The sequence below is a fragment of the Micromonospora sp. CMU55-4 genome (assembly GCF_011602315.1).
Classification (GTDB): Bacteria; Actinomycetota; Actinomycetes; order Mycobacteriales; family Micromonosporaceae; genus Micromonospora; species Micromonospora chalcea.
Map to the genome: position 1 here is coordinate 387,136 of NZ_JAAOLH010000001.1, position 25,041 is coordinate 412,176.

At 73.7% G+C, this 25,041-nt stretch carries 23 protein-coding genes, 3 tRNA genes and 1 pseudogene; 9 read left to right on the plus strand and 18 right to left on the minus strand.

The window, feature by feature from the left end; translation table 11 throughout:
* Positions 1 to 43: 43 nt before the first annotated feature.
* The 4 genes and pseudogenes from cofC to HA073_RS01780 all read left to right on the plus strand — a co-directional run.
* Positions 44 to 664, plus strand: a pseudogene (gene cofC / locus HA073_RS30410) (2-phospho-L-lactate guanylyltransferase); the annotation flags it as partial.
* Positions 665 to 685: 21 nt separating this feature from the next.
* Positions 686 to 883 (plus strand): cold-shock protein, encoded by a 198-nt coding sequence (locus HA073_RS30415; protein WP_043330566.1) that lies wholly within the window; start codon positions 686 to 688, stop codon positions 881 to 883.
* Between the two features lie 54 nt (positions 884 to 937).
* Complete coding sequence (locus tag HA073_RS01775) at positions 938 to 3,235, plus strand: RNA degradosome polyphosphate kinase (protein WP_375336216.1); 2,298 nt, start codon at positions 938 to 940, stop codon at positions 3,233 to 3,235.
* Positions 3,236 to 3,242: 7 nt separating this feature from the next.
* A complete protein-coding gene (locus HA073_RS01780) occupies positions 3,243 to 4,160 on the plus strand; it encodes an NUDIX hydrolase (protein WP_051611205.1) in 918 nt (305 codons plus the stop codon).
* A 6-nt stretch (positions 4,161 to 4,166) separates the two neighbouring features.
* Here HA073_RS01780 and HA073_RS01785 read toward each other — a convergent pair whose 3' ends face one another.
* The 4 genes from HA073_RS01785 to leuC form a co-directional block, all read right to left on the minus strand.
* Positions 4,167 to 6,158 (minus strand): endonuclease/exonuclease/phosphatase family protein, encoded by a 1,992-nt coding sequence (locus HA073_RS01785; protein WP_166455552.1) that lies wholly within the window; start codon positions 6,156 to 6,158, stop codon positions 4,167 to 4,169.
* A gap of 135 nt (positions 6,159 to 6,293) precedes the next feature.
* Positions 6,294 to 6,899 carry an HU family DNA-binding protein gene (locus tag HA073_RS01790; RefSeq protein WP_030270029.1) on the minus strand — a complete coding sequence of 202 codons (606 nt, stop codon included), beginning with the start codon at positions 6,897 to 6,899 and terminating at the stop codon, positions 6,294 to 6,296.
* Positions 6,900 to 7,058: 159 nt separating this feature from the next.
* A complete protein-coding gene (leuD, locus tag HA073_RS01795) occupies positions 7,059 to 7,646 on the minus strand; it encodes a 3-isopropylmalate dehydratase small subunit (protein ID WP_043325965.1) in 588 nt (195 codons plus the stop codon).
* Between the two features lie 15 nt (positions 7,647 to 7,661).
* Positions 7,662 to 9,104 (minus strand): 3-isopropylmalate dehydratase large subunit, encoded by a 1,443-nt coding sequence (gene leuC / locus HA073_RS01800; RefSeq protein WP_166455553.1) that lies wholly within the window; start codon positions 9,102 to 9,104, stop codon positions 7,662 to 7,664.
* A gap of 49 nt (positions 9,105 to 9,153) precedes the next feature.
* Here leuC and HA073_RS01805 point away from each other — a divergent pair, with 49 nt between their 5' ends.
* Entirely contained in the window at positions 9,154 to 9,840 is a 687-nt protein-coding gene (locus HA073_RS01805) for an IclR family transcriptional regulator (RefSeq protein WP_013284529.1), read from the plus strand.
* A gap of 147 nt (positions 9,841 to 9,987) precedes the next feature.
* On the opposite strand, the gene HA073_RS01810 is transcribed toward HA073_RS01805, so the two are convergent.
* The 4 genes from HA073_RS01810 to HA073_RS01825 all read right to left on the minus strand — a co-directional run bounded on the left by HA073_RS01810 (position 9,988) and on the right by HA073_RS01825 (position 11,353).
* Positions 9,988 to 10,060: transfer RNA gene (locus HA073_RS01810), tRNA-Glu, on the minus strand.
* A 161-nt stretch (positions 10,061 to 10,221) separates the two neighbouring features.
* A tRNA-Glu gene (locus HA073_RS01815) sits at positions 10,222 to 10,294 on the minus strand.
* 76 nt (positions 10,295 to 10,370) lie between these two features.
* Positions 10,371 to 10,442, minus strand: a tRNA-Gln gene (locus tag HA073_RS01820).
* A 107-nt stretch (positions 10,443 to 10,549) separates the two neighbouring features.
* Positions 10,550 to 11,353 carry a fumarylacetoacetate hydrolase family protein gene (locus HA073_RS01825; RefSeq protein ID WP_013284528.1) on the minus strand — a complete coding sequence of 268 codons (804 nt, stop codon included), beginning with the start codon at positions 11,351 to 11,353 and terminating at the stop codon, positions 10,550 to 10,552.
* Positions 11,354 to 11,566: 213 nt separating this feature from the next.
* On the opposite strand from HA073_RS01825, the gene HA073_RS01830 reads away from it, so the two are divergent.
* Together HA073_RS01830 and HA073_RS01835 are read left to right on the plus strand one after the other, a co-directional pair.
* On the plus strand, positions 11,567 to 12,985 hold the full coding sequence (locus HA073_RS01830; RefSeq protein ID WP_166455554.1) for a hypothetical protein: 1,419 nt from the start codon (positions 11,567 to 11,569) through the stop codon (positions 12,983 to 12,985).
* 34 nt (positions 12,986 to 13,019) lie between these two features.
* Positions 13,020 to 13,904: a hypothetical protein gene (locus tag HA073_RS01835; RefSeq protein WP_043325971.1), complete on the plus strand. Its 885-nt coding sequence runs from the start codon at positions 13,020 to 13,022 to the stop codon at positions 13,902 to 13,904.
* Positions 13,905 to 13,928: 24 nt separating this feature from the next.
* Here HA073_RS01835 and HA073_RS01840 read toward each other — a convergent pair whose 3' ends face one another.
* The 9 genes from HA073_RS01840 to HA073_RS01880 form a co-directional block, all read right to left on the minus strand.
* Positions 13,929 to 15,062, minus strand: a complete 1,134-nt coding sequence (locus HA073_RS01840; protein ID WP_166455555.1) for a cellulose binding domain-containing protein — start codon at positions 15,060 to 15,062, stop codon at positions 13,929 to 13,931.
* Between the two features lie 87 nt (positions 15,063 to 15,149).
* On the minus strand, positions 15,150 to 15,722 hold the full coding sequence (locus HA073_RS01845; RefSeq protein WP_166455556.1) for a GNAT family N-acetyltransferase: 573 nt from the start codon (positions 15,720 to 15,722) through the stop codon (positions 15,150 to 15,152).
* A gap of 49 nt (positions 15,723 to 15,771) precedes the next feature.
* Positions 15,772 to 16,197, minus strand: a complete 426-nt coding sequence (gene arfB / locus HA073_RS01850) for an alternative ribosome rescue aminoacyl-tRNA hydrolase ArfB (RefSeq protein ID WP_043325975.1) — start codon at positions 16,195 to 16,197, stop codon at positions 15,772 to 15,774.
* 9 nt (positions 16,198 to 16,206) lie between these two features.
* On the minus strand, positions 16,207 to 16,503 hold the full coding sequence (locus HA073_RS01855) for a hypothetical protein (RefSeq protein WP_043325976.1): 297 nt from the start codon (positions 16,501 to 16,503) through the stop codon (positions 16,207 to 16,209).
* A 152-nt stretch (positions 16,504 to 16,655) separates the two neighbouring features.
* A complete protein-coding gene (locus tag HA073_RS01860; protein WP_064447007.1) occupies positions 16,656 to 17,516 on the minus strand; it encodes a S1C family serine protease in 861 nt (286 codons plus the stop codon).
* A gap of 39 nt (positions 17,517 to 17,555) precedes the next feature.
* Positions 17,556 to 18,515, minus strand: a complete 960-nt coding sequence (locus HA073_RS01865; protein ID WP_064447006.1) for a VWA domain-containing protein — start codon at positions 18,513 to 18,515, stop codon at positions 17,556 to 17,558.
* On the minus strand, positions 18,512 to 19,528 hold the full coding sequence (locus tag HA073_RS01870) for a DUF58 domain-containing protein (protein ID WP_064447005.1): 1,017 nt from the start codon (positions 19,526 to 19,528) through the stop codon (positions 18,512 to 18,514). Before HA073_RS01870 ends, HA073_RS01865 begins: the two co-directional genes overlap by 4 nt.
* Positions 19,525 to 20,574 (minus strand): MoxR family ATPase, encoded by a 1,050-nt coding sequence (locus HA073_RS01875; protein ID WP_043325980.1) that lies wholly within the window; start codon positions 20,572 to 20,574, stop codon positions 19,525 to 19,527. Before HA073_RS01875 ends, HA073_RS01870 begins: the two co-directional genes overlap by 4 nt.
* A 192-nt stretch (positions 20,575 to 20,766) precedes the next feature.
* Positions 20,767 to 21,288, minus strand: coding sequence for a hypothetical protein (locus tag HA073_RS01880; protein ID WP_166455557.1), 522 nt, complete (start codon positions 21,286 to 21,288; stop codon positions 20,767 to 20,769).
* Positions 21,289 to 21,569: 281 nt separating this feature from the next.
* Here HA073_RS01880 and HA073_RS01885 point away from each other — a divergent pair, with 281 nt between their 5' ends.
* Positions 21,570 to 22,562 carry an endonuclease/exonuclease/phosphatase family protein gene (locus HA073_RS01885; RefSeq protein WP_166455558.1) on the plus strand — a complete coding sequence of 331 codons (993 nt, stop codon included), beginning with the start codon at positions 21,570 to 21,572 and terminating at the stop codon, positions 22,560 to 22,562.
* Position 22,563: 1 nt separating this feature from the next.
* Here HA073_RS01885 and cimA read toward each other — a convergent pair whose 3' ends face one another.
* Positions 22,564 to 24,162, minus strand: coding sequence for a citramalate synthase (cimA, locus tag HA073_RS01890; protein WP_064447002.1), 1,599 nt, complete (start codon positions 24,160 to 24,162; stop codon positions 22,564 to 22,566).
* A gap of 318 nt (positions 24,163 to 24,480) precedes the next feature.
* Here cimA and HA073_RS01895 point away from each other — a divergent pair, with 318 nt between their 5' ends.
* The gene (locus HA073_RS01895; RefSeq protein WP_043325987.1) at positions 24,481 to 25,041 is read left to right on the plus strand and encodes a peroxiredoxin; all 561 of its coding nucleotides are present in this window, start codon (positions 24,481 to 24,483) and stop codon (positions 25,039 to 25,041) included.

Here is a 25,041-nt window from a genome sequence, read left to right on the forward strand (position 1 = left end):
CCCCGCTGCGGCCAGTGCGGGTACCGGCGCTCCCGCTGGCAGGATGGTCGGCGTGTCTGAGGCCCGCTGGACCGTGGTGATGCCGGTGAAGCGCCTGGGAGCGGCGAAGAGCCGGCTGCGGGGCGCGCTGCCCGGCGTACCCCATGAGGAGCTGGCGCTGGCCCTGGCGGCCGACACGCTGCGCGCGGCGCGGGCGTGCCCGGCGGTCGCCGGGGTGCTCGTGGTGACCGACGACGCGCGGGTGCGCGCGGCGGCGGACGCGGCGGGCGCCCGGGTCGCCGCCGATCCGGGCGCCGGGCTGAACGCGGCGTTCCGGCACGGCGCGGCCGTCGCCGGGCCGCGCGCCGCGGTGGCCGGCCTGACCGCCGACCTGCCCGCGCTGCGACCGGCCGAGCTGGCCGCCGCGCTGCGTGCCACCCAGGGGGTACGCGGGTACGTCGCGGACGCACCCGGCGGTGGCACCGTGCTGCTGGCCGCGCCGGCCGGGGTGCCGCTGGCGCCGCGGTTCGGGCCCGGCTCGGCCGCCGCCCACGCGGCGAGCGGGGCGCTGCCGCTGGCCGGTGACTGGCCCAGCCTGCGCCGGGACGTGGACACCCCGGCGGACCTGGCCGCCGCCGCCGGGCTGGGTCTGGGGCCACGCACGGCGGCGCTGCTGGCCGGGGCCGAAGTCCGGTACGGTGCTGGCATGCAGGGCACGGTGGCCACCTACGACGCGTCGACCCGCAGCGGCGTGCTGCTGCTCGACGACGGCACCGAGCTGGCGTTCCCGGCCCGCGCGTTCGACGCCTCCGGGCTGCGGCTGCTCCGATTGGGGCAGCGTGTCCGGATCGAGCGGGACGCCGACGGCGAGGTCGTCCGGGTGACCTTGCCGACCATGGCGTGAACAACCTGGCCGGAGTTCATTTTCCGTTCACCCTTATCGGGGAATCATGAGGTGGTGAGCACCCCTCGCGAGCACCCCGACGGCCCGCCGCCGATCCTCGACCCCGGCCCGCCCCGCAACGGCCGCCCCAGCCGCGGCCCGGACGGGCGGTTCCGCCAGCCCCGGCCCCCGGAGGAGCGCCTCGGCGCCGACCCGGACGCGGCCGGCGCCACCGGGCTGGACGAGCCGCTCGACCCGGTCGAGGGCCCGGACGAGACCGGCCCGGACGCCGGGTCGCCACCGGCGCAGCCGCTGCCGGAGGACCGCTTCCTCAACCGGGAGCTGTCCTGGCTCGACTTCAACGCCCGGGTGCTGGCGCTCGCCGAGGACCCGCGCACCCCGCTGCTGGAACGGGCGAAGTTCCTGGCCATCTTCGCCAGCAACCTGGACGAGTTCTACATGGTCCGGGTGGCCGGGTTGAAGCGCCGCCTCTCCGCCGGCCTGCCGGTACGCGGTGGCGACCGGCTGCCGCTGCGCACCCAGCTCGAACTCGTCACCGAGAAGGCCGCCGGCCTGGTCGCCCGGCACGCCGCCTGCCTGGTCGACGACGTGCTGCCGAAGCTCGCCGCCGAGGACATCCGCATCCTGCGCTGGAGCGACCTGGACGACGCCGAGCGGGAGCGGCTGCGCACCTGGTTCCGGGAGCACATCTTCCCGGTGCTCACCCCGCTGGCGGTCGACCCGGCGCACCCGTTCCCGTACATCTCCGGCCGGTCGCTGAACCTGGCCGTCTCGGTACGCGACCCGGACGGCGGCTCGGAGCTGTTCGCCCGGGTCAAGGTGCCGAACAACGTGCCCCGGTTCGTCCGGGTCCACCGGGAGCAGCCGGGCGTGCGGTTCCTGCCGGTGGAGGACCTCATCTCGGTGCACCTCGGCCAGCTCTTCTCCGGCATGCAGGTGGTCGAGTGCCACCTGTTCCGGGTGACCCGCAACGCCGAGGTCGAGGTGGACGAGGACCGCGACGAGGACCTGCTCCAGGCGCTGGAACGGGAACTGGCCCGGCGCCGGTTCGGTCCGCCGGTACGCCTGGAGGTGGCCGCGTCCATCTCCGACCACATGCTGGAGCTGCTCGTCCGCGAGCTGGACATGGACGACCACGACGTGCTGCGGGTACGCGGGCTGCTCGACCTGTCCGCGCTGTGGCAGGTCTACGGCGAGGCGGACCGGCCCGACCTGAAGGACCCGTCGTTCGTGCCGGCCACCCATCCGCGCCTGGCCGAGGGCGAGGTGCCGCGCAGCGTCTTCGCCACGCTGCGCGACGGCGACGTGCTGGTGCACCACCCGTACCACTCGTTCGCCACCAGCGTGCAGCGCTTCGTCGAGCAGGCCGCGGCCGACCCGAACGTGCTCGCCATCAAGCAGACGCTCTACCGCACCAGCGGCGACTCCCCGATCGTGGACGCGCTGGTCGACGCGGCCGCCGCCGGCAAGCAGGTGGTGGTGCTGGTGGAGCTGAAGGCGCGCTTCGACGAGGTGGCGAACATCGGCTGGGCGCGCACGCTGGAACGGGCCGGCTGCCACGTGGTGTACGGCCTGGTGGGCCTCAAGACGCACTGCAAGACCGCGCTCGTCGTACGCCAGGAGGGCAACCAGATCCGCCGGTACTGCCACATCGGCACCGGCAACTACCACCCGAAGACGGCAAGGCTCTACGAGGACTTCGGCATGCTCACCGCCGACCCGGAGATCGGCGCCGACCTGACCGACCTGTTCAACGTGCTCACCGGCTACAGCCGGCAGACCGCGTACCGGCGGCTGCTGGTGGCGCCGCAGGGCATCCGCAGCGGCCTGATCGAGCGCATCGACAGGGAGATCGAGCACGTCCGGCTGGGCATGCCGGGGCTGGTGCAGTTCAAGGTGAACTCCCTGGTGGACGAGGAGATCAACGACGCGCTCTACCGGGCGTCGCGGGCCGGCGTGCACGTGGACCTGCTGATCCGGGGCATGTGCACGCTGCGGCCGGGCGTGCCGGGGCTGTCGGAGAACATCCGGGTCCGCTCGATTCTCGGCCGGTTCCTGGAGCACTCCCGGATCTTCCGGTTCGGCAACAACGGCGACGCCGAGTTCTGGATGGGCTCCGCCGACCTGATGCACCGCAACCTGGACCGCCGGGTCGAGGCGCTGGTGCAGGTGAGCGATCCGGTGGCCCGCGCCGAGCTGGACCACGTCCTCACCGCCGCGTTCGACCCCGACGTGGACGCGTTCGAGCTGGCCGCCGACGGCACCTGGCACCGGCGTACCGGCGACGGCGACACGCCGCTGACCCACCTGCAGGACCTGTTGCTGCGCCGGGTCGGCGGCCGGGCGGACTGAGCGGGCCGTGGCGCGTGCCGGGCGGGCATACGGTGAGCGGGTGAGCGACGACGAGCCGGTACGGATCCGGGCCGCGGGCGGCGTGGTGTGGCGCCCGGGCCCGGCCGGCGTCGAGGTCTGCCTCGTGCACCGCCCCCGGTACGGCGACTGGTCGTTGCCGAAGGGCAAGCTGGACCGCGGCGAGCATCCGCTGGTCGCCGCCGTCCGTGAGGTCGCCGAGGAGACCGACGTACGCGCGGTGCCGCAGGTGCGCCTGCCCACCGTCCGCTACCGCAGCGAGGGTCACGCCAAGGCGGTCGACTACTGGTCCATGCGGGCGGCCGGCGCCGGCGGCTTCCAGCCCGGCACCGAGGTCGACGACGTGGCCTGGTTCCCGGTCGACGACGCGGTACGCCGGGTCAGCTACCCGCACGACGCCGAGGTGATCGCCGCGTTCGCGGCGCTGCCGCCGGTCACCGCGACCGTGCTGCTGGTGCGGCACGCCAGCGCCGGCAAGCGCGGCACCTGGACCGGCCCGGACCACGGGCGCCCGCTGGACGACGACGGGCAGGCCCAGGCGCTGGCGCTGGTTCCGCTCGTGGCCCTGGTCCGCCCGGCCCGCCTGTGCTCCGCCTCGGCGCGCCGCTGCGTGCAGACGCTGAGTCCGGCCGCGGCCCGGCTGGACCTGCCGATCGAGGTGTGCGGCGACTTCGACGAGCCGGAGCCGGGCCAGCAGGCCGAGGAGTGCGCGCTCGCCGCCGCGGCCCGCCTGGTCGCGCTGGCGCAGACCGCCGGGACGGTGGCGGTGTGCAGCCAGGGCAAGGTGATCCCGGGCGCGCTGGAACGGCTCACCGGCCGCGTGGACGAGGACTTCACCACCGCCAAGGGCGGTGGCTGGCTGCTGCCGTTCGCCGGTGACCGGCTGGTCCTCCCGGACCGGCTGTGAGGCGGCTCAGGGCAGCGTGACGGTGAGCGTCACCGGGAGGTGGTCGCTGGCCTCGGTACGCGGCGCGCGTACCTCGGTGGCGGTCAGGCCCGGGGAGACGAAGACGTGGTCGATCTGGGTGCGCGGGTCGTCGGCCGGGCTGGTCCGCAACGGCCGGGCCAGGGCCAGCGCGTCCACCAGCCCGGCGCCGGTGAACTCGGCGAACGCCGGGTCGGCCGGCTCGGTGTTGAGGTCGCCACCGAGCACCAGCGGACGGCCGGCGGCGTACCGGCCGGCGAACTCGGCCACCTCGCGGGCCTGCTCCACCGGATCCCGGCCGGGCGGCGGTTGCAGGTGCGTGGCCACGACTGCCAGCTCGCGACCACCGAGGTCGAGCGTGACGCCGAGGGCCTGCGCACCGGTCGGCGCGCTGTGCGCGGTCAGCCGCCGCGTCTGCCCGGAACGGGCCGGGAACCGGCTGAGCACCGCGTCGCCCCAGACCGGGTCGGCGGCGGGCGCGAAGACGTACGGCATCTCCAGCCGCCGGGCCAGCAACGCCAGCGTGTCGTGGCCGCCGTTGAGCCACCAGCCCCGGTCCACCTCGCTGAGCAGCACGATGTCCGCGCCGCGCAGCTCCCGGGCCAGCGCGTCGAGGTCCAGCCGGCCGTCCAGGCCGAACCCCATCCGGATGTTGTACGCGGCCACCCGTACCGCCGCCGGCGCGGCCGTGGCCCGGGCCGGCGCGGGCGGTACGTGCAGCACGGCGGCGAGCCCGGCCAGCGCGGTGAGCGCGGCCAGGGCCGCGACCCGGACCGTGGTCGGCAGCACCGGGCCGGGTGCGGCTGCGCCGGGCGCCGTCGGGTCGGGTGCCGTCGGTGCGGGCCGGAGAGGCGCGGTAGCCGCCACCAGAGCCACCAGGACGGCCGTGGCGACCGGCGCCCAGCCGTTGGGGTACCCCAGGTCGTAGGCGGCGTAGTAGGCCACCGTGGCCACCGCGAACACCAGCATCCCGAGCGCCGCCGCCCGCCCGCGTCGCGCCCCCGCCCGTCCGTCGTCGCCCGGCCCGGCCGCGTCGTCGGCGGCTGCGGGCCCGTCGCCGGTCGTGTCGGTGAGGGCCAGGCAGCCGCCGAGACCGGCGGCGGTGAGCAGGTACGCCGGAACGAGATGCCCGGTCACGAACAGCACCGACCCGGCGAGCAACGCCAGTGGCCACAGCACCCGCGCCACGCGCGCCGGTGCCCGGAACAACGCCGCCGCGAGGAACAGCAGCACCGCGAGCGCGCCCGGCAGGGCACCGCTGCCGGGACGGGCGAGGCCGGGGAAGTCAGGCGATCCGGTGCCGGCGGCGGCGCTCCAGAGCGCCGGGGCGAGCGCCACCTGACCGGCCAGCAGCAGCGCCGGCCCGCACAGCAGCCAGGCCCGGCGTCCCGGAACGCGGATACGCCGCCCGGTTGTGCCGTGGCCCGCGCCCGTCGGGGACGGCCCCGCCGCCGACGTGTCCGCCCGCTCCCGCCGTACCGCCACCGAGGCGGCCAGGAACGCCGGCACCAGCAGGGCGCTCAGGCTCCAGGCAAGCACACCGCCGCGCCACACCAGGTCCTCGGTGCCGAGCAGGGCGTGCCCGACCGCGTTCCCGGCCATGCCCAGCGCCAGCCCGGCCACCGGCCGGGGCACGGACGCGGCGGTGGCGGCGAGCCAGACCAGGCCGGCGAGCAGCCCGGCGCAGGCCAGCCAGAGCTGGGCCGGACCACCGGGTTGCGCGGTGAGCGCCAGCCGCGCCGCCGCCAGCACAACGGCGGCGACGAGTCCGACCGGGGCGGCGCCGGTGCGGCGTACGAGCGCAGGCGCGGCGAGCGCGAGCAGGAACCAGCCGAGCGCGAACGCGCCGAGCAGCTCGGCCGGTGTCTCGGCGGCCCGCCCGAAGAGGGTGATGACCGACGGGAGCCAGACCCGCAGCACGTCCAGCAGGACCGCGATACCGAGCGCGAGCGTGAGGGTGGAGAGGTGACGGTGCCGCACGGGCGCCTCTTCTCGTGACCGACGGGGGTTTTCGGCACGGCGATTCTGCGGGGCGCGACGGCGGGCGGTCAACGGCGTACCCATGCGAAAGGGCGCCCACCGGCAACGGTGGGCGCCCTTTCGTGGGCCGTCCGGTCAGCGCCGGGTGGCGGCCTTCTTGGCCGGTGCCTTCTTCGCGGGCGCCTTCTTGGCCGCCGTGGTCTTCTTGGCCGTGGCGGACTTCGCCGCGGTCGTCTTCTTGGCGGTGGTGGTCTTCTTCGCCGCGGTGGACTTCGCCGCGGTCGTCTTCTTCGCCGCCGTGGTCTTGGTCGCGGCGGCCTTCTTCGCCGGCGCGGCCTTCTTGGTAGCGGTGGTCTTGGTGGCCTTCGCCGCCGTGGTCTTCTTCGCGGCGGCGGTGGTCTTCGCCGCTGTGGTCTTCTTCGCGGCGCCGGTGGTCTTCTTCGCGGCGGCGGTGTCCTTCGGCACCTTGCCGCTGGCCACCATCTCCTTGAAGCCCGCGCCCGCCCGGAACGTCGGGACGGAGGTCTTCTTGACCTTCACCGCCTCGCCGGTACGCGGATTGCGCGCTGTTCGGGCTCCCCGGACGCGCTTCTCGAACGCTCCGAAACCGGTGATCGCCACCTTCTCGCCCTTGGTGACCGCCGCCTGGACCTCAGCGAGAACCGCGTCGAGCGCGGCCGTCGCCGTCTTCCGGTCCCCCAGGCGAACGGCGAGCGCCTCGATGAGCTCGGCCTTGTTCACGACTTCCTCCCGATTGTGCAACTGACTCGACGCGAGCCATTCTGCGCGCACGTTATGCCCTGTGCTGCCTGGACACAAACATTCGGTGGAAAAAAGCCCTTGTGTCGTAACGGATTCGCCCCCACCGGGCGCACCGGTGGGGGCGAATTCGGGCCGGAGTCAGGCTACCGAGGGCAGGAACGACGGCCGGGACGCCTCGTACGAGGCGATCTCCGCCTCGTGCCGGAGGGTGAGTCCAATGTCGTCCAAGCCCTCCATCAGCCGCCAGCGGCTGTGGTCGTCCAGCGGGAACGCCCAGGTGGCGTCACCGGCGTGGACCTGGCGGGCGGCGAGGTCGACAGTGATCGGCGTGGTCGGCTCGGATTCCACGAGATCCCACAGTTCTTCCACGGCTTTCAATTCCAGCTCGACCGGAAGGAGGCCTTCCTTGAGCGCGTTGCCGCGGAAGATGTCGCCGAAGCGGGGCGAGATGACGGCCCGGAAGCCCCAGTCCCGCAGCGCCCAGACGGCGTGCTCCCGGGATGATCCGGTGCCGAACTCGGGGCCGGCGATCAGAATCGACGCACCCGAATGGACGGGATCGTTGAGGACGAATGACGGGTCCTCCCGCCACGCGTTGAACAGACCGTCGGCGAATCCGGTCCGGGTCACCCGCTTGAGGTACACGGCGGGGATGATCTGGTCGGTGTCCACGTTGGATCGGCGCAGCGGCACGGCGGTGCCGGTGTGGGTGGTGAACTTGTCCATCTCTCGGCTGCCCTTCTACAGGTCGGCGGGGGCGGCCAGCCGGCCGACCACGGCGGTGGCGGCGGCGACCGGCGGGGACACCAGGTGGGTACGCCCGCCCCGGCCCTGGCGGCCCTCGAAGTTGCGGTTGGAGGTCGAGGCGGAACGCTCACCCGGCTTCAGCGTGTCCGGGTTCATGCCCAGGCACATGGAGCAGCCGGCGAAACGCCACTCGGCGCCGGCCTCGGTGAAGACCTTGTCCAGCCCTTCGATCTCGGCCGCCTCGCGGACCGCGGCCGAGCCGGGGACCACCAGCATGCGTACGCCGTCGGCGACGCGGTGCCCGCGCAGCACGTCGGCGGCGGCACGCAGGTCCTCCAGGCGGCCGTTGGTGCAGGAGCCGACGAAGACCACGTCCACGGCCAGGTCACGCATCGGCGTGCCCGGGCTGAGGTCCATGTACTCCAGCGCGCGCCGGGCGGCGACCCGCTCCGGCTCGGTGACGAAGTCCTCCGGGGCCGGCACCGTCGCGCCCAGCGGCACACCCTGCCCGGGGTTGGTGCCCCAGGTGACGAACGGCGTGATCCGGCTCGCGTCGAGCGTGACCTCGGTGTCGAACGTCGCGCCGTCGTCGGTGGGCAGCGTCCGCCAGTACTCCAGCGCCGCGTCCCAGGCGTCGCCCTGGGGCGCGTTGGGCCGCCCCTTCAGGTACGCGAACGTGGTCTCGTCCGGCGCGATCATGCCGGCCTTGGCGCCCCACTCGATGGACATGTTGGCGATGGTCATCCGCCCCTCCATGGAGAGGTCGCGGATCGCCTCGCCCCGGTACTCGACGATGTGACCGCGACCGCCGCCGGTGCCGACCTGCGCGATCAGCGCGAGCACCAGGTCCTTGGCGGTGACGCCGGGCGCCAGCTCGCCGACCACGTTCACGGCCATGGTCTTCGGCCGGGCCTGCGGCAGCGTCTGCGTGGCCAGCACGTGTTCGACCTCACTGGTGCCGATGCCGAACGCGAGCGCGCCGAACGCGCCGTGGGTGGCGGTGTGCGAGTCGCCGCACACGATCGTCATGCCGGGCTGGGTGAGGCCGAGCTGCGGGCCGATGACATGCACGATGCCCTGGTTCTCGTCGCCCAGCGCGTGCAGGCGGACGCCGAACTCGGCACAGTTGCGACGCAGCGTCTCGATCTGGGTGCGGGAGGTGGGGTCCGCGATCGTGAGCAGGTCGCCGCGCCGGAGGCGGAACGCCGGGTCGTCGTACCCGGTCGGGGTGTTGTGGTCCTCCGTCGCGATCGTCAGGTCGGTACGGCGGACCCCGCGCCCGGCCAGACGCAGCCCGTCGAACGCCTGCGGGCTGGTCACCTCGTGCAGCAGGTGCAGGTCGATGAAGAGCAGGTCCGGCTCGCCGTCGGCGGAGCGGACCACGTGTGCGTCCCAGACCTTCTCGGCCAGGGTCCTCGGTTGAGTGACTCCCACCATCTGGACATCCTAAATTCTGGGAGGTAAATTTCGGCTTGTGGGACACAGTATGAGCGGTGTCGGCGTTCTCGACAAGGCGGTGGTCATCCTGGCCGCCTGTGTCGACGGCGCCAGCCTGGCCGAACTCGTTGAACGCACCAAGCTGCCCCGGGCCACCGCGCACCGGCTGGCACAGGCGCTGGAGATCCACCGGATGCTCGTCCGGGACACCCAGGGGCGCTGGCGCCCGGGTCCACGCCTGGGCGAGCTGGCGAACGCGGCCCCGGACGTGCTCCTGACCGCCGCCGAGCCGCTGCTCGCCGCGCTACGGGACGCCACCGGCGAAAGCGCCCAGCTCTACCTGCGGCGCGCCGACGAGCGGATCTGCGTGGCCGCCGCCGAGCGTGCCAGCGGCCTGCGGGACACCGTCCCGGTCGGCTCGGTGCTGCCGATGACCGCCGGGTCGGCGGCGCAGATCCTGCTCGCCTGGGAGCCGCCGGAGGCGGTCATGCCGCTGCTCCCCCGCTCCAAGTTCACCGGCCGCACGCTGGCCGAGGTGCGGCGGCGCGGCTGGGCGCAGAGCGTCGCGGAGCGGGAGGCGGGTGTGGCGAGCGTCTCGGCGCCGATCCGGGACCGCACCGGCCGGGTGATCGCCGCGATCAGCATCTCCGGCCCGATCGAGCGCCTCGGCCGCCGCCCCGGAGAACGCCACGCCATGGCCGTCGTCCGAGCCGGCCAGCGCCTCTCCGGCCTCTGACCCACCCACCCCCACCCCCTCTCGCGTTGATCATGAAGTTGGCGGCATTTTTGATCTCCCAGACTGCCGCTAACTTCATGATCAACGGGGTGGGGCGGGGAATGCGAACGGCCCGCCTCGCGTAGCGAGACGGGCCGTTCGGTGACGTAGCCCCGACCGGATTCGAACCGGCGCTACCGCCTTGAGAGGGCGGCGTCCTGGGCCGCTAGACGACGGGGCCAGGCACTTTTCCTGCTTCGCCGCCCTGCCGGGTGGCGTGGCAGTAGTCTAGCGGCATCGCGTCCGGCACCGCGCCGCGGGGGTCACCCCACCGCACGCGGAAAACGTTGCCCGGACAGCAGAAAGCCCGCCCCGGGGAAACGGGACGGGCTGTCGGTGCTGTAGCCCCGACCGGATTCGAACCGGCGCTACCGCCTTGAGAGGGCGGCGTCCTGGGCCGCTAGACGACGGGGCCAGAACCTTCATTGCACTCCGCCAGCGTGAGCTGCCGGAATCCAGCGTCCGCGAGCTCTTGCGAACCCGCGGCTGCGCTGGGGTACCAGGACTCGAACCTAGACTAACTGAACCAGAATCAGTCGGGCTGCCAATTACCCCATACCCCATTGGCCCCTTGCGGCGCCGGGAATGAACTTTACCCTCCCGGTGCCGACAGGCCAAATCCAACCCCTCGAAACCCACCTGACCAGCGGAAACGAGTCATCGGAGCGAATCAGGCGACAGGGACCACCGGGTTGCTGAGCTCCCCGATCCCCTGGATCCGCACGGTGACCGTATCCCCCTCGGTGAGCGGACTAACCCCCGCCGGCGTGCCGGTCAGGACCACGTCGCCGGGCAGCAGCGTCATCACGTGCGAGATGTACGACACCAGGCCCGGTACGTCGAACACCATGTCCTTGGTCCGGCCGAGCTGGCGTACCTCCATCTCCTCCGGGTTGCGGCCCACCTCACACCGGATCTCCAGGTCGCTCACGTCGAGCCCGGTGGTGATCCACGGCCCGATCGGGCAGAACGAGTCGAAGCCCTTGGCGCGGGTCCACTGGCCGTCGGAGCGCTGGAGGTCCCGCGCGGTGACGTCGTTGGCGCAGGTGTAGCCGAAGATGGCCCGCTCGGCGGCGGCCCGGTCGGCCCGGCGGGCGCCCGGAGCGCCGATCACCACGGCGAGTTCCGCCTCGTGCTCGACCTGCTTGGAGAAGATCGGCAGCCGGATCGCGTCGCGCGGACCGATGACCGACGTGGACGGCTTGAGGAAGAGCAGCGGCTCCTTCGGCACCTCGCTGCCGTGTTCGGCGGCGTGCTCGGCGTAGTTGCGGCCGACGCAGACCACCTTGCTGGGCAGGATCGGCGACAGCAGCCGGACGTCGGAGAGCGCCCAGCGGGCGCCGGAGAACTGGATCTGCCCGAACGGGTGGCCCTCGATCTCGGCGATGGTCAGGCCCTGCGGCCCGGCCTCCGGCTCGCCCTCGACGACCCCGAACGACATTCCCTTGGCATGAGCGAAACGAGCGATACGCACCCGGCCAATCTATCCCCGCCCGCGCGGCGCCCGTCGGACACCGGCAGGCAGCGCGCCCGGCGGCCCGCGCCGCACCCCTCGCCGCCCGCCGGCGCCGGGACCGGCGAGAGAGCGACAGGGTACGCCGGATCGCGCCGGACGGGGCGGGAATGGCGGCTTCGTACCCGCCCGGCGGGGCCCGGCCCATAGCTTCGGTTCCGGAGGTTCGTTGGTATGCCTGCATCGAGACGACACCACAGGGCCCTGGCAGTGTTCGTGAACTGCCTCGGCGTCATCGCCGCCGTACCGGCGCTGTCCCCGGCGACGCCCCGCGCGGCCGAAACCCCCGCCCGACCGGCTCCACCGCCGGCCGCCGTCCCGGTCGCCCTGCCCGGCGCGGGGGCGACCCCGATCCCGACCGGCGTGCCGGCGGTCCCGCCGGCGGTGCCGACCACCGGCCCGGCGCCGGTCCGCCCGTCGATGCCGCCGGTGAGCGTGGCGGTCGGCGCGGCGGGCACTCCGGCGCCGGGTTACCGGATCGAGGTCCGCAACGCCGGCACGGCGCCGGTCGACACGATGGTGCGGCAGGAGCTGCCGAGCGGGTCGCGGGCGACCACGGTGACCGGCGGCGGGCGGACCACCCGGCCCGCCGGGTCCAGCGCCGGGGAGGTGACGTGGCGGCTGCGCCTGCCGGCGAAGAGCACCACCACGTTGCACACCGCGCTGTCGGTTCCCGGCCCGGGCCGGTCGGTGACCGCCCCCACCTGCGTCTACGGCACCGACGGCACGCGCCCGTACGACTGCGCCACGGCGACCTGGGTGGGCGCCGCGACGGCCCCGGCGGCGCAGGTGACGGCCGCCCCGGCCTGGCGGCGGCCACCGGTGCTGCTTGCCGCGTTCACCGCGTTGCTGGTGGTGACCGCGGGCGTGCTGAGGTGGGCCCTGTGGCGCCGCCGCCGGCGCACGGCCGCGACGGCGGGCACCGGCCTGTCCGGAGGCGGGGCGATGTCCGCCGGTCCCGGCGCGCCGGGAAGCGGCGTCCCGGGGCAGGGCAGCCCGGCCGAACGGGGCACGGTCTATCCGCGTACTGCGGTGCCGGCGCCCGCGAGCCGCCGGCGCCGGCCGCCGGTCTGGCTGGTGGTGGGCGTGGCGGCGGCGGTGCTGGCCGGGGTGGTCGGCGCGGCGGCCTGGTCGGCCACGCAGCGGGTGGCGGCGATGGACACCACCAAGCAGCCGACGAGCGGCGCGTGGGTGGGCAGCAGCGTCACCGGCGCGTTGGGCCAGCCGCTGCGGGAGACCGCGTTCGAGTTCACCGTCTACCGGGTGAGCTGCGGCGCGGACGTCCTGCCGGCGGCGCCCGGCGGCGGACGCCCCTGTCTGGCCACGGTCGGGGTGCGCAACGTCACGAACGAGGACCAGACCTGGCACGGGCAGTTGCAGCGCGCGTACCTGCCGAGCGGGAACTGGGTGGCCGCCGACGAGGACGCGACCCGGGTGGCGAACCTGGGCCGGGACGTGTTCTCCCAGCCGGTGGCCGCCGGGCGGCGGGTGCTGCTGCCACTGGTGTTCACCATGCGCGGCGACGAGCCGCCGAAGCGGCTGGAGCTGCGCAGCGGCGTCTTCTCCGCGGGCGTGCGGGTGGACGTGCCGTGACCTGGCGACGGGCGGCGGTCGTACCCTGGGGTGCGTGACCGCCGCCCTCGCCCCCGCGCTCGACGTCGCCGACTGGCAGGCGCGCCGGGCCGCCCACGAGCAGCGGGTGGACGCCTGGCTGACGCCGCATCTCGGCCGCCGCCGGGCGGGCGTGAAGCATCCGGTGGAGGACTTCCTCTTCACCTACTACTCGCACCGGCCGGCCCAGCTGCGCCGCTGGCACCCGGGCGCGGGCGTAACGCTGCGCGACGCCGACCCGGCCGGTTTCGGCCCGGACTACACCGCCTGCGCCGCCGGGCTCACCCTCGACACCGATCGGGTACGCGCGCGGCGCGCCGAGTCGATCGCCTGGATCCGTACGCTGCTGGCGGCGACCGCCGGACGCCCGGCGCAGTTCGGCTGCTTCGGCATGCACGAGTGGGCGATGGTCTACCGGCAGACCCAGGAGCAGGTACGGCACAACTCCTGGCCGCTGCGGCTGAGCCCGGCGGCGACGGCGGCGGTGGTCGAGGAGCGCGGCGTGCGGTGCAGCCACTTCGACGCGTTCCGGTTCTTCACCGCGCCGGCCCGCCCGCTGAACGTGCTCCAGCCGACCCGGGACAGCCAGCACGCGCTGGAGCAGCCGGGTTGCCTGCACGCCAACATGGATCTCTACAAGTGGGCGTACAAGCTGTCGCCGCTGGTCTGCTCGGAACTCGTGGCGGACTGCTTCGAGCTGGCCCGGGAGATCCGGACGCTGGACATGCGCGCCAGCCCGTACGACCTGGCCGCCCTGGGCTACCCGCCGGTGCCGGTGGAGACGCCGGAGGGCCGGGCCGAGTACGCCGCCGCGCAGCGCGGGTTCGCCGAGCGTGCCGCCGGGTTGCGCGCCCGGCTGCTGGCCGCGCTGGACCGGGCGGTGCCGGCCGACCACCGCTGAGCGGGGCCGGCCGGCACGCGACGGTCAGCTCGGCGCGCAGGTCAGCGCCGGGCTCGGCGCGGTTCCCTCGGCCAGGAACCCGAACGTGGTCTGGGCGGCCGGGGCCAGCGCGCCGTTCCAGCTCGCGTTCCGGGCGGTCACAGTGGTTCCGCTCTGCGTCACGTCGGCGCTCCACGCCTGGCTGACCCGCTGTCCGCCGGCGAGCGGGAAGCGCACGGTCCAGCCGGCGATCGGCGCGACGCCGTCGTTGCGCACTGTCACCTCCCCCTGGAAGCCGCCCGGCCACTGACCGGCGAGGCGCCAGGTGGCGGTGCAGCCGCCGGGCGCCGACGTCGGGCTCGCGGTGGGCGACGGGCTGGTCGTCGGTGACGGGCTGGCCGTGGGCGACGGCGTGGGGCTGACGGTCGGGGACGTGGTCGGGCCGGGCGTGGCGCGGCCGAGCGCGGCGACCAGCGCCGGGTACCACCTGTCGGACATCTTCTGGTCCCCGGCCGCGTTCGGGTGCACCCCGTCGTAGGTGTCGGTGGCGGTGCTGAACCCGGTCCACTGGTCGACCACCACGATCGGGGAGGCGGCCGTGGTCTTCCCGGCCGCCCAGCCGTCGATGAGCGAGTTGAGCGCCACGGTCCGCTGGCCGCACTCCGGGCAGCTCGCCGGGTTCATCGGGATGATCTTCGCGACCAGCACGGTCGTGGCCGGGTTGGCGGCCCGCATCTGGTCCACCAGCTTCGAGTACGCGGCGAGGATCGTGGCGGGCGCGATGTTGCTCCACACGTCGTTGGTGCCGAAGTGCATGAGCACGACGTCCGGGCGGGTGGCGGCGAGCCAGCCGGGCAGCAGGTTCTGGTTGGCCACGTTCGTCGCGAGGTAGCCGCCGTGGCCCTCGTTGTCGCCGTCGTAGGGCACGCCGCAGCCCTGCGGCCCGAGCGTGCCGACGAAGTCGACGTCGGTGTGGCCGGTGGACTGGAGGCGGTTCCAGAGCAGGGCGCGCCAGCAGCCGGGCGACCCGGTGATGGAGTCGCCCAGTGGCATGACGCGGACCGGCGTGGCCGCCGCGGCGGCCGGGGGTGTGGTGGCGGTGAGGGCGAGGCCGAGGGCGAGGACCGGTAGCAGCGCGGCGAGCACGGTCAGCGCGGCGCGTACGGGGTTTCGGGACATGCGGAAGGGACTCCTGTCACTGTGACGTGGTGGTCGGTGACGGCCCTGAAGCTCCCGTACGCATTGAAGCGCTTCGACGCCTCCGGCTCAACCCTCCGGGTGCCCCCGGTGCCGGTTCCACTCCGGAGCGAGGATCGACATGACAGTGGCGTCCACCCAGCCGTCGCCGTCGCGCAGCACCTGCCGCAGTGTCCCCTCGACGACGAAGCCCACCTTCTCGTAGGCGCGCCGGGCACGCGGGTTGAACGCGAACACCTCCAGGCCGATGCGGTGCAGGCCGAGCTGCTCGAAGCCGTACCCGACGATCAGCCGCACCGCCTCGGTGCCGAGGCCGCGGTCGCGGCCGCCGGGGCCGATCAGCGTGCGGAAGTTGCAGCTCGCGTTGGCCCGGTCCCACTCGTTGAGGACCACCTCGCCGACGCAGGCGCCGCCGGCCCGGTCCACCACCGCGAGGTCGAGCCGGTCGTCCTGGCTGTTGCGGGTGCCGTACCAGGCGCGCAACCGGGCCGGTTCGAACGTCTCGCCGGCCGGGCTGCCGGTCAGCCGGACCACCTCCGGGTCGGCCAGGATCTCCGCGAGCGCCGGCAGGTCGTCGTCGTGGAACGGGCGCAGCGCCACACGCTCGCCGGTGAGCGTGGGCTTGACGGAGAAGTCGATCACGGGGCGGAATTCTCCGGTCGGCGCGCCGGGCGGTTCAACCGTTTTTCGGTCAGTCGCCGTCCACTCGGCGGTCGCGTTTGCGCTGGGACTGGCGCTTCTTCTCGGCCAGCCGGCGCTCCTTGGCGCCACGGGAGGGGCGGGTCGGGCGGCGCGCCTTCGGCGGCGGGGCGACGGCCTCGCGCAGCAGCGCGGCCATCCGTTCCCGGGCCGCTTCCCGGTTGGCCAGTTGCGCGCGGTGCTCACTGGCGGTCACGGTCAGCACGCCGTCGACCAGGCGTCCGGCGAGCCGGGTCAGCGCCCGTTCCCGCAGCGTCTCCGGCACGCTCGGCGAGCGGCCCAGGTCGAAGCTCAGTTCCACCCGCGAGTCGGTGGTGTTCACCCCCTGGCCGCCGGGCCCGGACGACCGGGAGAACCGTTCCCGCAGCTCGACTGCGGGCACCACGAGCCGGTCGGTCACCCGCAGTCCGTCGTCCACTCCCCGAGGCTAGCGCCCGGCGCGGTGACTCGGGGTGGGGGTGGCGCTCGGGGTGGGACCGGCCCGTTCCTCGCCGCCGCCGGAGGCCGCGTACGCGGCCGCGCCGACCAGCAGCAGGGCGATCACCGCGAGCTTGACGACCACGCCGCGAATCGCGAGCCAGGCGTTGCGGCGGGCGCCCGGCACGCTGGTCCGGATCGTCTGGTAGTCGGTCCAGCCGCGTTTCGCACGCGCGTAGGACGCGCCGACACCGGCGCCGATGATCAGGCCCATCACGAGGAGGGCCGCAATGACAGCTTGCTCCACCTCCGCCAGTATCCATACTCAGCGTAATATTTCTATGCCCCAATGATCCCACGCCGGATATCCGACAGTTCGCACCGATCTTGCAGTGCTTGTGCAGGTCAGCGCCGCGCGAAGCGCCGAGGCGACCCGCGCGGGAGACCGCGCCCGGTGACTCAGCCGCCCCGGCCGATGATGGTGTCGGCGGTCTGCTGGACCTGGTCGATCGGGATGGCGAAGCCGATGCCGATCGACCCGTTGCCGTCGATGGTGGCGATGGCGGTGTTCACGCCGACCACCTCACCGCGCGCGTTCACCAGCGGCCCGCCCGAGTTGCCCGGATTGATGGAGGCGTCGGTCTGCACCGCCGTGTGCCGGCCGTTGCCGATCCGCACCTGCCGGTTGAGCGCGCTGACGATACCGGCGGTGACGGTCCCGGCGAGCCCGAGCGGCGACCCGACCGCGAGCACCGGCTCCCCCACCCGGGTCGAGTTCGCCTTGGCCAGCGGCAGCGGCGGCAGCCCGGCGGACGCGGGCACCTTGAGCACGGCCAGGTCGCTGGCGGGTTCCCGGCCCACCACCTCGGCCGGGAAGCGACGCCCGTCCGAGGTCTCCACAGTCACCGCGCCCGAGCCGCCGCGGGCCAGGATGTGGTCGTTTGTGACGATGTGCTGCTCGTTGTCGATGGCGAATCCGGAGCCGGACGCGGACGCGCCGGATCGACCCCCGACCATCACCGAGACCACGCCGGGCACCGTCTTGCCGGCGGCGGTGACCAGTTCCGCGGGCACCGGCGCGGCGGATGCCGCGCTCGGTCCCGGCGAGCCCTGGTCGGCCGCCCAGGTGCCGGCCACCGCGCCGGAGACGGTGGAGAGCGCCACCACCGCCGCCACGCTCAGCAGCCGGTGCCGCAGGCTGCGCCGTCCGGCCTCCGGCCCGCCCCCGGGTACGTCCCGGTGGCCGCGCCCGTCCGGGTCCAGCTCCGGCGAGACGAACCACGGTCCGCGTGGCTCGCCGAGTCCGGTCTGCACTGCCATGCCTGGCTCCTCACATGTCGTGCGGTAGTGGTGTGCGGGTCAGGGCAGCCGGGAGAACCACCGCAGCGAGCCGGCGGCGGCGCCCATCGCCAGGACCAGCCCGAGGCCGATGAAGCGGGCCGAGATGTCCTGCCGTTCGGTGCGGTAGCCGACGGAGGTGCCGATGTCCTCGTAGACGTCCTTCAGCTCGGCGGTGGTGGACGCCTCGTGGAATCCGCCACCGGTCTGCTCGGCGACCGCCCGCAGCGTCTGCCCGTCCACCGGCACCTGGATCGCCCGGCCGCCCCGGTCGACCGATCCCCCGGGCGTGCCGAAGGAGATCGTGTGCACCGGGACCTTGGCGGCGACGGCCTGGTCGGCCGCCTCGATCGGGTCCATCCCGGAGGTGTTCGCGCCGTCGGAGAGGATGATGATCCGGGCCGGCGGCGGGTCCTTCGCGGCAGTCGCGTCAAGGCTCTTTACCGCGCCGAGCGAGGTGCTGATCGCCTCGCCGATCGCGGTGCCCTGCACGCCGGTGATGCCCTCGGCCAGCCGCCCGATGCCGTCGTGCAGCGCCTCCCGGTCGGTGCTCGGCGGCACCAGCACCGCGGCGCTGCCGGCGAACGCGACGAGGCCGACGTTGAACTCGTCGGGCAGCCCGTCGACGAACCGCCGGCCGGCGTCCTTGGCCGCTGTCAACCGGTCCGGGTCCACGTCACCGGCGAGCATCGAGGTGGAGACGTCGACAGCCACCATCACGGTGGCCCGTTCCCGGGGGACCCGCACCTCCGCCTCGGGGCGGGCGAACCCGACCACGAGCAGCGCCAGCATGGCCAGGAACAGGCCCGCCGGCACGTGCCGGCGCCAGGCCGGGCGGCGCGGGGCGACCCGGTCCAGCAGGCGCAGGTTGGTGAAACGCACCGCGTACCGGCTCTGCCGCCGTTGCAGCACCAGGTAGCCGGCGACCAGCGCGAGGACGGCGAGCAGCAGCCAGAGGCGGGCTGGTGACTGCCAGGTCATGCGACACCTCCGCGGGCGGCGGCCGGCACGGTGGCCAGCCGGCGCTGCTCGTGCACGTGCCGCACCACGTCCGCGCACCAGTCCCGGTCGGTGCGCAGTGCCATGTGGGTGGCGCCGGCCCGGCGCAGCGTGTGGCGTACCTGCTCGCGCTGCTCGGCGGCGGCGCGCGCGTACCGCTCGCGCAGGTCCGGGTCGCCGGTCCACACCTCGCGGTGCCGGCCGCTCTCCGGGTCGACGAGCGTGATCAGCCCGACGTCGGGCAGTTCCAGCTCGCGCGGGTCGGTCACCTCGACCGCGAGCACCTGATGACGGACCGCGAGGCGGCGCAGCGCCGCGGCCCACGGCGGGGGCGCGGCGTCCGGGTCGTCGGGCAGTTCGTCGAGGAAGTCGGAGACGATCACCACGAGCCCGCGCCGGGTGGCGACACGCTGCAGGCCGTCCAGGCCGTCGGCCAGGCCCGGCCCCGCGGCGGGCGGGCGTGCGCCGGCCGCGCCCGCGCCGTCCGGGTCCCGCCGGTCGTCGGTACGCGGGGCGCCGAGCAGCGCGCGGAGCAGCCCGAGCAGATGGGTACGCCCGCTGCGGGCCGGGAATCGGCGCAGCCCGTCGGGCGTGAGCACCTGCGCGCCGAGCCGGTTGCCGACTCCGGCGGTGAGGAAGCCGATCGCTGCGACAGCGGCCACCGCCAGCTCCCGTTTGTCCAGCGTGGAGGTGCCGTACTCCATGCTGGGGCTGGCGTCGACGAGCAGCCAGGTGGTCAGTTCCCGGTCCGCGTCGACCTGGCGGACGTGCGGCACCGTGGTCCGGGCGGTGACCGCCCAGTCCATCCGGCGTACCTCGTCCTCGCCGGGGCGGTACTCCCGGCTGCCGGCGGCCTCGCTGCCCGGCCCGGGCAGCAGGCCCCGGTACCGGCCGTGCAGCAGGCCGTCGAGCCGCCGGGTCACCGTCAGCTCCAGCCGGCGCAGCCGCTGGTCGGGCGCGAGGTCGGTCAGCCCGGGCTCGGCCGCGCCGGTCATGCCGCCGCCAGGTCCGGCGCCGCCTCGGTGGGCCCGTTCACCAGCCGGGGTGGTGGCACCGCCTCGATCACCCGGCGCACCACGTCCTCGCCGGAGATCCCGTCGGCGACCGCGTCGAAGGTGAGCACGAGCCGGTGCGCCAGCACGTCCACCGCCAGGTCCCGGATGTCCTCGGGGAGGACGTAGTCGCGGCCGTGGATGAGTGCCTGCGCGCGGGCGGCGGCCACCAGGCCGAGCGTGGCCCGGGGGCTGGCCCCGTACGCCAGCAGCGGCGCGATGTCGGGCAGGCCGAAGCGTTGCGGGTCGCGGGTGGCGAGGATGAGGCGGACCACGTACTCGGCGAGCGCGTGGTGGACGAAGACGTCGGTGGCGCGGCGCTGGAGTTCCCGCAGCCGGATCGGGTCGAGCACGGTGCTCGCGGTGGGGCGCTCGGTGCTCATCCGGTAGAGGATGGCCAGCTCGTCGGCGTCGCTCGGGTAGTCGACCACGACCTTCATGAGGAAGCGGTCGCGTTGCGCCTCGGGGAGCTGGTAGACGCCCTCGGACTCGATCGGGTTCTGGGTGGCCAGGACCAGGAACGGCTCCGGCACCGGCCAGCTCCGCCCGCCGATCGAGACCTGCCGCTCGGCCATCGCCTCCAGCAGGGCCGACTGCACCTTGGCCGGGGCCCGGTTGATCTCGTCGGCGAGCACGAGGTTCGCCATGATCGGTCCCAGCTCCACGTCGAACTGCTCGGTCGAGGCGCGGTAGATGCGGGTGCCGACGATGTCGGAGGGCACCAGGTCGGGCGTGAACTGGATCCGGGAGAAGGTGCCGCCGACCACTGTGGCGAGGGTCTGCGCCGCGAGCGTCTTGGCCACCCCCGGTACGCCCTCCAGCAGGCAGTGACCGTCGGCGATGAGGGCGGTGAGCAGGCGTTCGACGAGCCGATCCTGCCCGACGATCACGCGTTTGACCTCGGCGAGGGTCTGTTCCAGCTCGACGCCGCTCGCGTCGGCATCGACCGGGCTGGGCACGCTGGCCAGGGTGTCCGAGATGTCCGTCACGGTGCTTGCTTCCCGGGCCGGACCGGCGACAAACGTCGGATTATCGGACCCGGACCGGCAGTGGCCGAACCGGACGGGCAGCATCTCCCCGATCGGGCGGCAACGGCGCGAACCCCATCGGTCCGGGCGGGACCGGGACGGAACACGACACCGGCCCCCGCCGCAGCGGAGGCCGGTGCGCGGCCGGACGGGTCAGTTGGCGACCAGGATGTGGAACGGCCGGTCGGCGAAGCCGCCGGTGGAGTTGCGGGTCTGCACGAAGACCGCGTTGGGGGTCAGCGTGCGCGGCGCGGCCGAGATCTCGCCGCCCGGCGGCACGTTCGCCGAGTCGTTCGTGCCGATCGAGACGTGGTACGACTTCTGACTCACGTCGTAGTCGAACAGCACCTGGTACTGCCCGGCGGACACGCCCGGGCCGGGTACGAACCGGAGCGAGGACACCACGTTGCCGGAGTGCTGCAGCAGCGTCCCGTTCGCCGACACGACCGCCCAGGCGACCTGACCGGGGGCCGGCGGGGCCAGCGTGGCCCGCATGGCGGCGCGGGCGGCCTGCCGCTCGGCGGCGGTCACCGGCGGCTGTGCGGTGCTGTGCCGGGCGCCGGGCTGGGGTCGCGCCTCCGCCTGGGCGGCCGCGGCGATCCCTCCACCGGCCAGGGTGAGGGACAGCGCGGCAAGCGCCACCACCGTCGCCTTTCGCTTGAAGAATGTGGCCATGATTTCTCCCTTGGTTAAACCGTGGTGATACGGCGACTGCGCGCGTCAAATTGCGGATCATCGGGAATCCGCCCGGGGAGCGCACCGCTCGTGAGCTGGCCTTACTACAGAGAGTCGCGACGTCTCAACCAGGGGGAACGTAGCACCGGAAAACGCGGGCGGTCAATAGCTCATATTGCGTGTCCGACCGATCGAAAAAGTGCTCAGAAATTGCGGTCGAGCATTCACGAAATTGTTTCGCCGGGCATCGCGGCAGCGCGGACCCGGGTAGCCTGACGGCCATGATCACAGCGCCGGACCTGTCCCGGGGCGGCACCCGGGGCGGCCGCTGGGCCACCGCCGCGTGCTGGCTGGCAGCGGCGCCGGTCGCCGCCTGGGCGCTGGTACGCCTGGCCGGGCTGGAACGCGGTCCGCTGGTGCTGGCGATCGCCTTCACGCCGTACGTCGCCGCGCTGGCCCCGGTCGTGGCGGTGTCGGCGCTCGCCCTGCGGCGCCGGGCCCCGGCGGTGGTCGCGGCCCTCGCCGCGCTGTCGTTGATCGGCGTGGTGGCGCCCCGGGCGGTTCCCGACGCCCGTCCCCCGGCCCACGGGCCGACGCTGCGGCTGCTCACCGCCAACCTGCGCCTCGGCTCGGCCGACCCGGCGGGACTTGTCGACCTGGCCCGGGTCCGGCGGGTGGACGTGCTCACGGTGCAGGAGCTCACCCCGGCGCTCGCGGCCGAGCTGGACCGGCTCGGCCTGGCCACGCTGCTGCCCTACCGGTCGCTGAGCCCCGAGGTCGGCTCCACCGGCTCCGGCGTGTACGCCCGCCACCCGCTGCGCGACACCGGGCACCGCCGCAACCAGGGGTTCTTCTTCACCCAGGCGTACGCGACGGTGACGGTGCCGGGCGCGCCGCCGTTACGGGTGGAGTCGGCGCACCCGGCCGCGCCGTACGCGGTGGACGTGGTGCCGGACTGGTGGACCGACCAGCGCGCCCAGCCGCCGGCCACCCCGGACGGCGGGCTGAGCGTGCTGGCCGGGGACTTCAACGCGACGCTCGACCACGCGGCGCTGCGGGAGCTGATCGCCACCGGTTACACCGACGCGGCGGACGCGGCCGGTGCCGGGTTCGGCGGCACCTGGGGCCCGTACGACGGCGACCCGATCCCGCCGGTCACCATCGACCACGTCCTGGTGGACCGGCGCATCGCGGTGCGCGCCGCCGGCACCTTCCCGGTGCCGGGCAGCGACCACCGCGCGTTGCTGGCCGAGCTGCGCCTGCCGGCCGGGTGAGTCAGGCCGCGGTCCCGCCCGTCACGCGGGTCCGGTCCAGGCCGTAGGTGAGCGCGTCGACGAGCGCGTGCCAGCTGGCCTCGACCACGTTCGGGTGCACGCCCACGGTGGTCCAGTCGCGGCCCACCCCGGCGGTCTCCACGAGTACGCGCGTCACCGCGCCAGTGCCGTGGCTGCCCTCCAGGATGCGGACCTTGTAGTCGGCCAGCTGGAACTCGCGCAGCTCCGGGTAGTGCCGGGACAGCGCCACCCGCAACGCCTCGTCCAGCGCGTTGACCGGGCCGTTGCCCTCGGCGGTGGCGATCACCCGCTCGCCGCGTACCCGGATCTTCACCGTGGCCTCGGAGACCACCGCGCCGTCCTCGCGGTGCTCGACCAGCACCCGGTACGACTCCAGCGTGAACGGCCGGACCGGCGCCGCGCCCGGCAGTTCCGAGCGGACCAGCAGTTCGAACGAGGCGTCGGCGGCCTCGAACGACCAGCCGTCGGCCTCCAGCTCCTTGACCCGCCCGGTGACCTTGGACAGGGTGTCCGGATGGCCGGCCAGGTCCAGACCGAGCTCACGGCTCTTGAGCTCGATGCTGGCCCGGCCGGCCATCTCGGTCACCAGGATCCGCATGTCGTTGCCCACCACGGTGGGTTCCACGTGGTTGTAGAGCAACGGGTCGACCTTGATCGCGCTCGCGTGCAGCCCCGCCTTGTGAGCGAAGGCGGCGGCCCCGACGTAGGCCTGGTGGGTGTCGGGGGCGATGTTGGCGATCTCGGCGATGGCGTGCGAGACCCGCACCATCTGTTCCAGGCAGCCCTCCGGTAGGACGGGCATGCCCAGCTTGAGCTGAAGATTGGCGACGATCGCGAAGATGTCGGCGTTGCCGGGGCGCTCGCCGTACCCGTTGGCGGTGCCCTGCACGTGGCGGACGCCGGCCTCGACGGCGGCGATGGTGTTGGCGACCGCGCAGGCGGTGTCGTTCTGCGCGTGCATGCCGAGCCGTTCCGGCGCGATCCCGGTGCGCGCCACCAGCCCTTCGATCACGGCGGTGACCTGGGAGGGCAGCATGCCGCCGTTGGTGTCGCAGAGGACGAAGCGCTCGGCGCCGGCGGCCAGCGCGGTCTCCGCCACAGCGGTGGTGTAGCCCGGGTCGAAGCGGAACCCGTCGTAGCAGTGCTCTCCGTCGACGAAGACCCGCCGACCCTGCGCCACCAGGTACGACACGGTGTCGCGGATCATGGCGAGGTTCTCCTCGGCGGTGGTGCGCAGCGCGCGTTCCACGTGCCGCAGGTCCGCCTTGGCGACCAGGGCGACGGCCGGGGTCTGCGCGTCGAGCAGCCCGCGCACCTGCGGGTCGTCCTCGACCGCGAGGCCGGCCTTGCGGGTGGCGCCGAAGGCGACCAGGATCGCGTGCCGCAGTTCCAGCTCGGTGCGGGCCCGGCGGAAGAACTCGGTGTCCTTGGGCACCGCGCCCGGCCAGCCCCCCTCGATGAAGCCGACCCCGAGGTCGTCGAGCAGGCGGGCCACCGCCAGCTTGTCGACCACCGAGTACGTGAGTCCTTCGCGCTGGGCGCCGTCGCGCAGCGTCGTGTCGTACACCTGGAAGGTCATCGGAGTCCTCTTCTCGTGTCCGTCCTGGGGCGCAAACAAAAAGACCCCCCGCGGATGCGGGAGGTCTGCGCGCTCGGCGAGGGAAGGCCGGCGCGCTAGCTGCTAATGATCAGGACGAAGCTGGTCACGACCAGTACTCTGCCACCCCGCCCCCGCTTTTGGGAGGCGAAACCCATATTCCGGGACGATCGCGGGGCTGGTGACCGCCTTCACACCCGGCCACCGCCCGCCACGAGCGCAAACAGGGCTGCGGAAGAATCTTGAACAGATCCAGTTACTGGCCCGGCGGTGCTGCCGGGTCACGCTCAAGGAGGACCCGTGCTCACTGTCGGTGACCACTTCCCCGAGTACGAACTCACCGCCTGCGTATCGCTCGACGCCGACAAGGCGTTCGAGACGATCAACCACAAGTCCCACGAGGGCCAGTGGCGCGTCGTGTTCTTCTGGCCGAAGGACTTCACCTTCGTCTGCCCCACCGAGATCGCCGAGTTCGGCCGCCTCAACGGCGAGTTCGCCGACCGCGACGCCCAGGTGCTCGGCGTCTCCGTCGACAACGAGTTCGTCCACTACGCCTGGCGCAAGGACCACCCGGACCTGCGCGAGCTGCCCTTCCCGATGCTCAGCGACATCAAGCGTGAGCTGACCTCCGCCTGCGGCGTGCTCGGCGCCGACGGTGTCGCCCAGCGGGCCACCTTCATCGTGGACCCGAACAACGAGATCCAGTTCGTCATGGTGACCGCCGGCTCGGTCGGCCGCAACGTCTCCGAGGTGCTGCGGGTGCTCGACGCGCTCCAGACCGACGAGCTGTGCCCGTGCAACTGGAACAAGGGCGCGGCGACGCTCGACGCCAACGCGCTCCTCGCCGCCGCCGGGGCCTGA